Annotated in this window: 10 protein-coding genes and 3 pseudogenes; 6 read left to right on the top strand and 7 right to left on the bottom strand. The window is 52.1% G+C overall.

Annotated features, from left to right (window positions below; all coding sequences use genetic code 11):
* Nucleotides 1–95 precede the first annotated feature (95 nt).
* The gene (locus tag B4M43_RS07000; RefSeq protein ID WP_003425054.1) at nucleotides 96–419 is read right to left on the bottom strand and encodes a DUF190 domain-containing protein; all 324 of its coding nucleotides are present in this window, start codon (nucleotides 417–419) and stop codon (nucleotides 96–98) included.
* A 115-nt stretch (nucleotides 420–534) separates the two neighbouring features.
* Nucleotides 535–1,173 (bottom strand): annotated as a pseudogene (locus B4M43_RS06995) (arsenic resistance protein); the annotation flags it as partial.
* Nucleotides 1,174–1,264: 91 nt separating this feature from the next.
* Between B4M43_RS06995 and B4M43_RS21100 the strand changes: the two are divergent.
* Nucleotides 1,265–1,699, top strand: a complete 435-nt coding sequence (locus B4M43_RS21100) for a MerR family transcriptional regulator (RefSeq protein WP_003425026.1) — start codon at nucleotides 1,265–1,267, stop codon at nucleotides 1,697–1,699.
* Nucleotides 1,700–1,836: 137 nt separating this feature from the next.
* Nucleotides 1,837–2,045 (top strand): annotated as a pseudogene (locus tag B4M43_RS06985) (hybrid sensor histidine kinase/response regulator); the annotation flags it as partial.
* An 87-nt stretch (nucleotides 2,046–2,132) separates the two neighbouring features.
* Here the strand turns inward: B4M43_RS06985 and B4M43_RS06980 are convergent.
* Entirely contained in the window at nucleotides 2,133–2,357 is a 225-nt protein-coding gene (locus B4M43_RS06980; protein WP_003425025.1) for a DUF6555 family protein, read from the bottom strand.
* 222 nt (nucleotides 2,358–2,579) lie between these two features.
* On the opposite strand from B4M43_RS06980, the pseudogene B4M43_RS06975 reads away from it, so the two are divergent.
* A pseudogene (locus B4M43_RS06975) lies at nucleotides 2,580–2,915 on the top strand (DUF1264 domain-containing protein); the annotation flags it as partial.
* A 125-nt stretch (nucleotides 2,916–3,040) separates the two neighbouring features.
* On the opposite strand, the gene B4M43_RS06970 reads toward B4M43_RS06975, so the two are convergent.
* Together B4M43_RS06970 and B4M43_RS06965 are read right to left on the bottom strand one after the other, a co-directional pair.
* A complete protein-coding gene (locus B4M43_RS06970; protein ID WP_296265464.1) occupies nucleotides 3,041–4,660 on the bottom strand; it encodes a methyl-accepting chemotaxis protein in 1,620 nt (539 codons plus the stop codon).
* Nucleotides 4,661–5,058: 398 nt separating this feature from the next.
* Nucleotides 5,059–5,445: a hypothetical protein gene (locus B4M43_RS06965; RefSeq protein ID WP_296265462.1), complete on the bottom strand. Its 387-nt coding sequence runs from the start codon at nucleotides 5,443–5,445 to the stop codon at nucleotides 5,059–5,061.
* Nucleotides 5,446–5,766: 321 nt separating this feature from the next.
* Here B4M43_RS06965 and B4M43_RS06960 point away from each other — a divergent pair, with 321 nt between their 5' ends.
* Both B4M43_RS06960 and B4M43_RS06955 read left to right on the top strand, forming a co-directional pair.
* On the top strand, nucleotides 5,767–6,018 hold the full coding sequence (locus B4M43_RS06960; RefSeq protein WP_057443232.1) for a hypothetical protein: 252 nt from the start codon (nucleotides 5,767–5,769) through the stop codon (nucleotides 6,016–6,018).
* Between the two features lie 377 nt (nucleotides 6,019–6,395).
* Entirely contained in the window at nucleotides 6,396–8,849 is a 2,454-nt protein-coding gene (locus B4M43_RS06955) for a P-loop NTPase fold protein (protein WP_011105088.1), read from the top strand.
* Between the two features lie 1,049 nt (nucleotides 8,850–9,898).
* Here B4M43_RS06955 and B4M43_RS06950 read toward each other — a convergent pair.
* The gene (locus B4M43_RS06950; protein ID WP_162839073.1) at nucleotides 9,899–10,066 is read right to left on the bottom strand and encodes a hypothetical protein; all 168 of its coding nucleotides are present in this window, start codon (nucleotides 10,064–10,066) and stop codon (nucleotides 9,899–9,901) included.
* Nucleotides 10,067–10,806: 740 nt separating this feature from the next.
* Nucleotides 10,807–11,091: a helix-turn-helix domain-containing protein gene (locus B4M43_RS06945; RefSeq protein ID WP_011105091.1), complete on the bottom strand. Its 285-nt coding sequence runs from the start codon at nucleotides 11,089–11,091 to the stop codon at nucleotides 10,807–10,809.
* Between the two features lie 612 nt (nucleotides 11,092–11,703).
* On the opposite strand from B4M43_RS06945, the gene B4M43_RS21095 reads away from it, so the two are divergent.
* Nucleotides 11,704–12,189: an MbcA/ParS/Xre antitoxin family protein gene (locus B4M43_RS21095; RefSeq protein ID WP_057443237.1), complete on the top strand. Its 486-nt coding sequence runs from the start codon at nucleotides 11,704–11,706 to the stop codon at nucleotides 12,187–12,189.
* Nucleotides 12,190–12,485: the final 296 nt, after the last annotated feature.

Below are 12,485 nucleotides of genomic sequence, written 5' to 3'. Positions count from 1 at the left end.
ATCTTAGCTAGGTCTGTCCAAAATGTAAAATCGTGTTTCGGAGTACGAGGCAAGCGAAGGCGTCTTCGAGTCACCGCTTACGAAAGAGGGCCAAACTAGGTGACCTCTGTTCCGACGAAGCCCAGCTCAACTGGGGTTTTTATGTAAAACAACGAGATATCTTCAAGCTCCAATCGCTTGAATAACTGTTCAGATTCGTCCTCGGTAATGGCCATACGAATTTCGGTAGGCTGATCCGCTAGTTCAAAAAAATGCGAGGAATGCAGCCGGCCGGTATGCCCAAAGCCTTCGATACCTGTGGACAGAGTCGCACCCCGCAGTCCCATTTCTTTCGCCAAATCAACGACCCAGTCGCCGAGCATCTTTCCCTGATAGCGACGATTCTGTTGAGTAAAGAAGGTCACCAGAAAAGCTTTCATGTTCCTCTCCTCAGCGCGTGTTGATTATTTGATAGGACAGAAGCCCGGCAGCCGTCATTACCAGCGAGCCCACGACGTGTAGTGAAACTGAGCCTAGCGCCCAGGGCAGCCTACCCATCACGACCAATACAGCCGCCATAGCCGGTACAGGCATCCAGGCCCATGCGTTGTTCCAGCTTTCAACGATGCGTGATCTCTTTGCCCCGGCAGCTGTTGCTACCGCTAAGACCAAAGGCAAAGCGATCAGCATCACAAAGGCCTCAACAAATGGGCCTATAGAAATGACCACTGTTGAGTCGTTACCCAGCATGAAGGTCAGGTACACCGGCAGCAGTACAAGCTGCATCAAAAGAAGCAATGGGGTGGCCGCCAGAGTGAGTTTGGAGTCGCCTTTACCGATATGGGTAAAAACCACCACATAGTCGATACAAGGCGTCAGCAAGACCAACAGGGCACCCACCAAAATCGCCGGGTGATTGGTTATCCCCATCGTCAATGCCCAAACCAGCAAGGGGATGGCCACGAAGTTGGCTGTGAGCAGCGCCGCCATGAAACGCTTATTTGCGAGGCCATTACGGAGATCCAAGAACGGGATCTGTAGAAACATGGCGTACATCAGCACTGCGATGGTGGGTGTCACCGTCGACCCTAATGCTTCAGACGCATTGGGGGCGAGCAGGCCTCCGAGGGCCGCGACAATGACCGCGACGAAGTAAATGGGAATCTGGTTAGTCTCTAGCTGTTCTCTGTCCACAAAATGCCCTTCAAGCGCGTGAAATTATTTTCTGAAGACAGGTTAATATCTGTAGCTGCTACAGGTTCAAGAAAATGCTTGGGGAGTTTGCATGTCAGGAATCGGGGCGCTGTCGAAATCAACGGGTTGCCACATTGAAACGATTCGCTACTACGAGAAAATAGGCCTTTTACCTCCCGCCCTGCGGTCGACTGGGCGTCATCGAATCTATACTGAAAAGCATCGATCAAGACTCGTCTTCATCCGGCAGAATCGTGAATTGGGTTTCCCGCTCGAAGATATCCGAGAACTCATCGCGCTCGCAGCAGATGCTGATCGTCCGTGCGCTGACGCGCTTTCGGTGGTCAAGAAGCACCTAGCGGAAGTAGAGTCGAAGGTAGCAAAGCTTCAGCAAATCCGGGTAGAGCTGCTCTCAATGGCAGGTATGTGTGAGTCAACATGCTTAGGTTCGAACACTCCAGACTGCACGATTGTTGAGTCACTTTTTGAACCTGCTGCTGGGGTTCGCTCTGGTTGCTGCTCCTAGACGAGTCAAGAGCATAGGGGGAGCAAGCTGCCATCGAAACCGAATAGCGCGATAGCCTCGACAGGGTGTTTCGAGCGTCCGTCTACACCAAACGGGCTGGTACAAGATGTGTTCGGCAGACGCTTACGACCTGATCAATTCCTGGTGGAATGAAAGGCGTGACGCTGGCCCGGGAAGCCAAGCGCTTTTACCCCACTCCAAAGGTGTCGCTGAAAACTGGTTATTCCGAAAACTCGCTAGAGCCTACGGATGCGGGGGGATTTTGATGTTATCCAAATCTTACGTGCCCATCGATCTGGCTAAGAAGGTGAGGCAAGTGCTGGAGGGGCCCAACGGGGTCAGATGACTATTCGTTCTTGTTCAGTGCAGCCGTCAAAGCCCGCCAGCTTGCTCTAATGGTGCATTGATACACCATGCGAGACTGAGCTGACTACTAAGCGTGCGACCACTGCACCTGGACAATACCGTGCCGCTTGGCGAGTGGCTTGCTAACGATCTGGACCCTGTCTCGGCGATATTTCGGGATCTGCGCTACCCCCGAATCCACTGCAGCCCAGTGCCAGGCCTCAGCATTGCTCATGATTTCCGCGCTGACGTAAAAGCTCTTGTCGGCACCATTGTGCACGTACTCGATTCGATAATGAGCGGAGTGTGGCATGGGCAATTCCTTTCCCGGAATGTGACGAAGTTCCCTTATTCGGAAAATCCCCAAGTTCCTAAGTTCCGTCTCTTTGAATCACCTCACCAGCTCCGGCAATGGCGGCATAGTGTTTAGTCCACACTGAGGCCTAAAGGCAAGTGGCGAATCCCCGATCTGTTATCAACCAATCTTCAGGCCATGAAGCTCAATTGCTGTGGAGTCACTCAGATTGCTGACCGGGTGGAGCGACTGGCTCATACCCATGGCAAGACGTGGCACACCTGGCACACCGATCAAGACAAAACACTTCCCCTAGGTGTTCCACAACTGATGATGGGGTTCACAGCTGACGGCCAGGCTGATCCCGCAATGCAGCAACAACGCAACCAACGCTTGGGAATCGTCAAGTCGGCAATCAAAGCTCAACGAGCCGATATTCAGATCCCCAAAGCAGATCCAGGTGCGGATGGATGGCAGCATGGGAAGACAATTCAGATCAACGATCCTACGGGACATCTTCACGGGCCCGCAACGTCACCCACCCCACAAAACACAAACAGCCGATCAACCCAATAGCCAATAGACTGTGCAATCCCTGCAGGCTCACGCTCAGGGAGGACGGTATATCGCCAAGGCACAGTCGACAGTCTAGGTCCGATATCCAAGGACATCGGACGAGTCCGCTGACGTACGTGAATACCTTAAACCTTGAAACGATTGACCAGCTGATTCAGACCAACCGCAAGCTTCGACATCTCGTTGCAAGCGCTTGCAGTCTGGCTTGCACCTGCAGAACTTTGGGAGGCCAGCTCGCGAATGCTAACCAGATTGCGATCGACTTCCCGGGCGACGTGCGCCTGTTCTTCCGAAGCGGTGGCGATGAGAATGTTACGCTCGTTGATGCTCGTAATAGCTGTCGCGATCTGGTCAAGCGAACTGCTGGCATCGCCTGCGACGCTTAGGGATTCTGCAGCCAGTTCTCTGCTGGTGGCCATCGCCTTCACGGCCTGGTCAGAATCGTTCTGAATGGCCTGAATCATCTGCTCAATTTCTTGCGTAGACACTTGCGTGCGGTGAGCGAGGGCTCGAACTTCGTCAGCAACGACTGCGAAGCCTCGGCCTTGTTCACCCGCCCTAGCGGCCTCGATCGCGGCATTGAGCGCAAGCAGATTGGTCTGCTCAGCAATGGCTCTGATCACCTCAACCACTTTGGAAATGTTCTGTGCACGATTGGACAAGCCAGTGATCTGCTCGCTGGTGTCGCGCACGTTGCTCGACAGCTTTTCGATGGACTTAAGCGTCTGCGATACACGCTCCAAACCAACCTCCGTATAGCCCTGACCTTTCCTGGACTCTTCGGAAGCTGATTCGGCATTGCGTGCTACCTCGTCCACTGCAGCGCTCATCTCGGTGACAGCAGTTGCAGCCTGATTTACTTCATCATTCTGCGACACCAGGCCAAGGCTGGATTGCTCAGTCACCGCGGTCATTTCTTCCGAGGCGGCAGCCAGTTGGGATGAGGAGTCAGCGATCTGCATGATCGTGCTTCGAAGGTTCTGCTGCATCGTGGCCAACGCGCTCAAAAGCCTGCCTGCCTCGTCGGTACCGCTTACCTCAACCTCCTTCGTCAGATCGCTTGAGGCAATGCGTTCGGCGACGCTAAGGGCGCTCCCGATGGGCGACGTAATCGTTTTGGTTAGAAGAGTTGCCAAACAAAGAGTCAGGAGCGCGACGAAGATAATCAGGCCGATGACGATGTAAAGACCTGAATCATAAACTTGCGTCGCTTGAACACCGGCAAGCGCAGCGCCTTTGTTATTGAATTGTGTTAATTCCTCGACCTGAGTTTCCATTTGGTTCGTGAGGGGACGTATACCGGTAGCGACGAGTTTGACAATCGAAGCGGTGTCGCCTGCCTTCAACAAAGGTTCCAGCAGATCCAGTTGGCTTGCGTAATCGTCGTAGGACTTTTTCACGGCCAAGAACAACTGTCGCTCCTGGTCACTCGCAATGAGGGTCTCATAGTTATAGACCGCATCCTTCATGGCTTTCCGGTAGGCAGGAAATTTGACGATGGTCTGCTGAACGGTTTGAGGATCGGCAACGGCCCGCTGGGTCTCCAACCGGACGCGAAGGACGGTGGAGTTCATCATCGCGGTTTGCCGAATACTGGGTAGCCAATTCAGTTCGACATCCTTTTCCGTATCGCGAAGCTTGCCCATCTGCAGTATGGCGATGACGCCCAAGACCACGACCAGCAAAATGATGGCCGAAAAAAACAAGGTGGCGCGTGGAGCGAGGTTTATATTTCTGAGCCGCATAGGACTTCCCACTGCAAGATGGCCAGAGGCCTGGTCTTGAAGCTATCGGCTAGAAATCGTGAAGGATTATGGCTGTTCGTCAGCTCGTTGACACCACGTCCCCCGGCGGCGCATGCGTACCATTGTCGGTTATGGCCGTTACTTACCAATGTAAGAAATACGTTATCACCAATAATTGGCCTACCAAGGTATGAGACAGGTTTTGCAGATCTCGGAAGGAGATGCATAAACAAGGTTCATTATTTACCCGTTGAAAATGACCACTGCTTGGCTGCGGTTTTGCTCCAGAGCCTCGGGGGTGAACCGTCCCTCCGTGTGGAACGGCAGCTACCGGCCAAAAGCGGCATTCGATCCACTGCCGTCCAGCAGAAAAGCGAAAACCTCTCGACCTTTGAAAGCTAGCCTCTAAGGGTACGCATTATTTCCTCGACCACCGGCTTCGTGTATCTATTGCTGGGGTCAGTCTCCGGTGGATCGTTACTGCGGAGCCATTCACTTTGATCGAATGCTTGGTAAAGCGAGAAAGCGGGCTGAGGCATGTCGTTAGTCATGCCTACTTCAACAACAGCATTTATGATCCCGTTCATAACGCCGTCGCAAAAATCATAGAGCAGAGATCCTTGTAGATAGCCTTCCGCAACCGCGACGGACAACTCGTTCAGCACATCATGCGGTGAAACGCCGAAGCGTTCGCAAATGGGGATAAGACCACCCAGCGTTAAACCGTCTGCATCCGCTTTCACCGACAGTTCCCTGAGTTCGATCTTCGGTAACACCATGATCATGAGCTTCTTCCGATTAGGTGCGAAGATAGCACTTACAGATTGGCCGCACAGCGCTGCCACACGTCAATTCCATGCTGCAATACGAATTCATGGTCAGTCAACTTCAGGTACAGGCAAATGTCCACCATGGGGCGGTATCGGCCGCTGCTCACCAAGTCGTCTCCTAATTGTACGAAAACGATCCTTCCGACACTCCACACACGGCGTATTGAGCAGGAGCGGGTCGGCTAGGAGCCATAATTGCGATGATTCAAGACGATGGACGATAACCCGGTATCGGCCTTTAGCTGACCGGTTACGTTCAAACACGAGGATTGAGACATGGAATATCGGATTCAGATTGCTTCGGACGTGATCCGTGATGGCCTGGGACTCGAGCTTATTAACGCCACCAATCAAGTATGCGCCGAGGTCTTCAGGTGTGATTCTGATAACACATTGAAAATTTCGCTATTCGCTGAGGATCTGCCATTCGTACAGGTTGAAAATTTAGTGCTGATCGCCCGAACAGAATTGGTTCGCTACGAGGACGGCACACCCTTGCCCTCTGCTATCCCTCTCCAAAGCTCATAGAAAGAAGCCTTCAGACAGTCCCTCCCCGACGAACACTCCCAACCATTGCCGGCCTTGAGGTGCCGAAAGGGATCCCTTTCGACATCAGATGGTCTGCAACGGGCTGGAGGGATCGCCGGGGAGGGGCTGCTATCGACCCAAAGCAGTCGTTTATTTTGTCAAGATTAAAGACCCAGGGGCTCGCTCTGCCATAGGCCGCAGCGATCTTTCTTCGACTAGGATTGGGAGCCACATCGACGGTCCATAGACCCACCGCCTTTACCGCAAACCACGTGGGGGCTAGGATGGCTCGTTGCTATTGCGATGGCGATGTTCCTGCCAGATTCGCGATAAGGCTGCTCGGCCGTTGATGGATCTATGGTAAGGGAGAGTGGATGATGGATGGGGTCGAAAGCATTGCGAGCGGATTGTTGACCACACATGCAAAGTTGGTATTACACAACGCCAATGAAGCAGAAACACGAAAAAAGTTGATCGACAGAATAGTCGAGGACGTTTTGTCGTGGGACGACACTGATATCTCTTACGAGGAGCGCGTTTCCGAAGATGGCGGTACGACGTATGCCGACTACATCATTCGGACTGCAGATGTGGCTTTGCTTATAGAGGCAAAGCGCGTCGGTCGCAGCTTCGACGTGGTACCTACCCAGAAGCGAGTCAAGCTCACGGGTCGCATTATGGAGGGAGATACCGGGGCAGCTATCGTCCAAGCTCGGGACTACTGTAGGAAAAAGTCGATTCCTTTTGCTGTTGTCACCAATGGTGCGCAATGGATCATATTCCCGGCGGTCCGCACCGATGCCGTTTCTTTCTCCGATTCTTATGCGATCGTTTTCGACTCACTGAGTCGAATCCTCGGAGAAGAGTTAGAGCATTTCGTCGACCTGCTATCACGGACAGCCGTGGTCGAAGGAAACCTCGCCATCGAACTTATAGGTCGGACTACGGACCAGTTTGAGGAACGGCGCCTCAACAAGTTCTTCAAAGGGTCAACTGTAAAACGGCATAACCCTATCTACCCTCTGATTGAAAACGAGGTGATTAGCGCATTCTCAGATTCAATCGTAGGTGCTGAAAGCTCGCTCCTCGAAAAGTGCTATGTGAAAAATGCCGACCGGCAAAAATTCGATAGTCGTATCAGGATGCATTTGCAGCGCAGAGAGCCCCTCTTCTCAACGCAGCCCAAAAAGCCGATGCGAAAGAAGGAATCTTCCTCTCTAATAGACTCGATAAGCTCCGCCTCTGCATCGCGACGACCGCTGGCGATTTTGATCCTAGGTACAGTAGGCACAGGCAAAACAACCTTCCTTCAATATACGCGAAAGGTTGCTTCCGCAGCGTACTTTGAAAAAAATCAGGGAGCGCCCTACCCGCACTGGATTGATATCGATTTCCGGAATTTTTCGCGCAGCGAGAATCCGCTGGAATTCATATACGCGCACCTGTTCACCTATCTGAGCACTGACCCATATTTTAGGGATTTTCAAAGGGCTATCAAACCCGCTTACCGCGAAGAAATTGAAGCGCTCCAATCAGGGCCTATGTTTCTCATTGCCCAGAACCAGACCGAATTCGATAAAAAAATAACGGAGCTGATTCTCAACGACTATAACGCTAAACGTCCCTACGTCGATAAGATGATTGCGCATGGTGCGAAGCATGCTCCAATCTTCCTAGTGATTGATAACGTTGACCAGTTTGAAGATGGCAGTACGCAATCAGGAATATTTTCCGATGCCATGGCGATCGCAGGACGATTGTCCCTTAACCTTATCATCTCCATGCGCGAATCTACCTATGTAGCGCATAGGGGGTCTTCGACTTTTGATGCTTTTGATTTTGACCCTTTGCATATCGAACCGCCTGAAATTCCCGCAGTATTAAGCCGCCGCTTTTTTATGACCGGCCAAATGCTAAGTGGAAAAAGCGGGAGCTTTACGACCCATGGAGGCGTAAATTTCAAAGTCGAAGACTTGTCGGTCTTCATTGATATCGTGAAGGCTTCGGTACTGGGAACAGAAATTGGCGAGCGCATTGATGTTCTAGCCAACCACGATGTACGCCTCGCCCTTCGGATGACTAGGGAATTTCTAGCGAAAGGATATACTGATCCAGCAAAGGCTCTCCAGAGTCATAAAAATAAAAACACTTACGTGCTGCCAAAGCAAGAAGCGTTCCGCTCTATCTTGTTAGGCAACCAATCTGTATATAGCGAAGAATTCTCCGTAATCGGCAATCCCTTTGACTCACGGCTAGGGAAATCCAATGGTGGATTACTGAGAATGTTCATCCTCTCGGCGTTGGTTAAACAAAGTAATGCTGAAGGGGGGCACATTGATGGCCCCGACATTCGTGACAATATTCGATCTATCGGTTTCTCCGAAGACGACACTCTGAAAGTCTTGGGCGACCTGACCGAGCTAAGATTTATTCATACTAAATCGCATGGCAAAGCCGACCTCAACAGCGGCTATTATGCAAGTAGACTGGGTGGCCATGTCGTGCGGGCTTTGATCGCCGATTTGACCTTCGTTGAAAATATCTTAATGGATACTTTTATATCTGACAAAGAGGTATGGGACCGGCTCCGAGATATCACTCAAAAAATTAGGGATGAACGCGAAATTGTCGTCCGGATGGAAATCAGGGTGGAACGTGCCAAAATTTTTTACCACCTGATGACTGAGCAGTATTTACCCCTGTTGGAGGAAGCAAGAAAAAGGGGCTTGAATCCAGTTTGGTTGGGAAATCCTCTGGAAGAGATGCGGGCTGCTTTCGACGCGGACACCTCTAAAGCACTCCACTCAGCTCAGCGGCTTTATGGGAAGTAACAGCCGAGGTCCGGGGCAAAAGTTGCAATATACGCACGCCCCATCGAGCATATTCGCAATTCTCCTTTCTGCTCTATTAGTGCTCCTTTTAAGCCGACAAATAGGTGACGTGCGCAGGTAACCCAGTCGCACGAGAAAGTCTAATTACGGAATGACCGTTTATGGCCGACTGCTGACGTTGATGAACAAAGCCATCCAGTACAGATCTAGTTATCAATCCAGTAGCGTAACCTTCAATTGAGGGTATCGTTCTGGGCGTATAAAAGCGGCGGAAGCGCATGTATCGTCGGTTACTCAAAGCGCATGCGGAAGGAGGCGGGATATGGACAGCGAGCAAAGGGTTGAGCAATGGAATGCATGTTGGATGATCGTTGCTGGGCGAGCGGTGTGCACTGGATGCCTTGAAAGCCAGGCACTGGAAGACAGCGAGAACCCGTTTTCTCACGCCCACGCGTGCAAGACTTACGATGAGAAATCTAAGCACCCGTGGATTGCGCTACACGACATCCTGGACTGCGCCAGAGGATAACTAGCCAACTCAACCTTACCACGTCACGCCTCTGAGACCCGCCGAGCAGTCTCGTGGGTCAGCTATCGGCCAGAGCCAGCCACTCCATAGTTTGTGCGCTACGCTGTAATGGAGTTCACCCTACACTAGATTGTTGCTAGACCAGCAGCACGCTCCGCAAAATGGTTGCCTTGCTTGGCAGCTCCTAGGAAGATGGATCGCGTCAGATGATCACTGTGAGATCTGGCAGAACGCTCCCAACCGTTTTGCCACCATAAGCCGCCCTACTAAAGGCGGCTTTTTTTTGTTTGCAAATAATCGCTACCTCCAAGGCATTGTATTCAACTGGAGCGAAGATGCCCCGGCTGCACAGTATGCGAACCTGAGACGACTCGTTGCAGGCTGGTCGCGGGGTCAGCAATGCTAAAGCCGATCCCTGATGCTTAAGCGAAGTCCTGAAGCAGGTATCGAGCCAAAGCAGCCGCCCATATCCTTGCGAATTCAGGCCGCGCTAACCATGGGAAAGTCGGGCCGGGGCAGCCTAAGCTTTACCGCTCAAAGGCTTGCCAGCAAACGCGGTGGCCCCAACGCGACCAAATGCCTCAATTGCAGAGTCATTAAAAAAGCTTTTGTACCCTGCCGATTGCTGGATCTTCTTTAGCTTCGCACGCGCTGCGGCCTTCACGTCTTCATTTTCTTTGGTTTTCATGCCCGTCCTCCAGGATCGGTTCGCTGTGGACAACGTTAGCTTTTGCAGTTGGGATGTCAACGCATTCCGGTATCGACGGATACCTGGTCTCGGTTCTCTGCGCTGGCACCCGATTCAGCACTTAGTGCCTTGAGTGCTACGCCTCCATCGGCCAACTCGATACTTTGCAATCCCGGGGCTATGGCATCTCGCAATTTTCAGCACAAATTCACTTATTGACGTATGTCCGACTCGGGCATCGTGGTTGAACTCATCTTCTGCGCTCGCGCATGGTCGACTGACGGCTATCGACCCAAAGCAGTCGTTTTACAATGGATAATGGCAGAGAAAGGCCTGCTTCCTGGTATCCCGACGTGATCACAATCGCGTGCGGGTCAACCTACAGGTCTTCGCCGGTAGCAAGGTGCTCGCTGATCAGTCCATGGATGATGCCAGCGGTAGGGCCATACTGATAGATAGTTGAGAGGGGGAACAAATCGTATCGCTTGCAAAAACGCACTATGGTGGCCAGCACCAAGATTCAGGCGAGTGGGCGTAGGTGGCTATCGAGGATAAGGAGGACGACCCGTTTTGATCTCATGCCGCCGGCTTTGCTGAGCTCAGGATCAGCACTTTGCTTGCAGCCTTATCCACGATCGCCAAGGTCAAAATCGGCAAGCAGCCTTGGATCATTCAACCCACAGGGTGGGTTAATGCTCAATCAGCGCCGACACGCGTCTGACGTATTGATGTGTCCGCTGCTAAAGCATGCCGAGTTCCTCCAGCTCCATGTTGATTTGTTGGAGCAGCGCCTTACGCGCAACCGCACGTTCTTGGGCTAGGAATGCTGCCGTGATGAGCGTGGCAGGGTGGACGCTAAGTACCTCAGCCAGCTGCGTTACCTTGTCAATGGTCGGGCACTTCAACCCACGTTCCAGCGTACTCAGATACGTCCTGCTACTAACTTCTGAGAAGTCTTCTTGGGTGAGGCCCCTTTGCTTGCGGATGTCCCGAAGGACCTGCCCAAACGCGATGTTCAGTTCCAATTTTCAGGCTCACAAAAGGAACGATCAAGCCTTCTTGAGTCCTATAGAGCTACAATCTATAGTGTTCATTTTGGAGGGACTTATGTTCACTACCTACCGAAGCTCTGAGATTCAGTTACCAGACCTCGGCTATCCTCGATATGGCGACACGCAGATCTGGCCATACGTTGAGCAGGAACTCATGTATCCGTGGTTTTACCTAAGCGTAGTTCGGGTAGGCGCGACCGAGTCGGATACGTACATGCTTATGATTCAGCATGCACGGGACGTCGTTTCACTAGTGCGTCGTGAAACCCCTCGGATGAGGGTTGAGGAGGTCCAAATTGTTACCCCTGCACACGTTAACGGTACTGATCGCTGGCTTATGGAGCCCGTTAAAAAAATATCTGTCCTCGAATCCCCCAGCCTAGGCGGACCATGTGAGGCATTCGAGGTCGATGGGGGTAACTGCTATAGCCTTTCTGGATCGGGGGTTTTAGAGAATGCCACCTTGATACAGGTGATCTTCGACGCCGCAACCGATCTTAAGAATTCCCGATAGCGTTGCTCGCCATCAGTGTATAAGCCGCATCGGCTAGATCCTGTGGCAGGCTACCCCCGTCTGAACCGGCAATGATGGCGATGAAAGATCTAATACCGTACTCTGATTCCAGACCTGGCGAGGCTCGGGGGCCGACAGAGACGCTGACAAAGCGCCCTCTTCAGGACCTTGGAGACCTGAACCTCGTGATACTCGTCTTGCAGGGGTTTGCGCTGCGGGACGTACAGATGATGCTCTCCAGTTCGACGCTGTACACGAAGCGAAATGTAATCGGGCTGATAACAGGGAAGTCTCAGCGGAAGGTCAATCAGCTGCTAAATTCTGGCCTAGGAATGGATCGGCTCAATGCCCAACAAAGCGCAATGGCATTCCAGTTCGCGAAAACGCTAGAGCACGCGATTGCGGTTTTAGGTACACAAGCGATGGCGGAAGACTGGCTGTGCCGACCATCTAGGCATTTATCGGGACTCACTCCAGTTGAGCTCATCGAAACGTCAGTTGGGTTCACTACGGTTGAGCGTTATCTCACGCAGATTCAACACGGGGTATACGTGTAGTTGCAGCCGAAAGACAATCAAGTAAACCCATTCCACTTTTTGAAAGACGCTGCTGTGTGCCTGATATCGATCGGGCAGTCGCTGAGTTGAACGCGGCGAAAAACATTGCTTTTTTCCAGCGCGGGTGTTTCGGCGGAGAGTGAGATTACTACGTCTCGTGACAAGCTCACCGGGGTTTGGTCCACTCACGGTCACGAGCCGCTTGGGAACACTTCGAAAAAGTTAAGTTTTGATGCCTAGATTTAACCTTAATCCGCAAAAGCTAACCAAAAGCTCTGAGCTACCACAGGAGCGAG

The sequence above is a fragment of the Pseudomonas sp. UBA6562 genome (assembly GCF_002434265.1).
Classification (GTDB): domain Bacteria; phylum Pseudomonadota; class Gammaproteobacteria; order Pseudomonadales; family Pseudomonadaceae; genus Aquipseudomonas.
The sequence above is the reverse complement of the archived record's forward strand: the minus strand, read 5'-3'. Positions and strand labels throughout refer to the sequence as shown.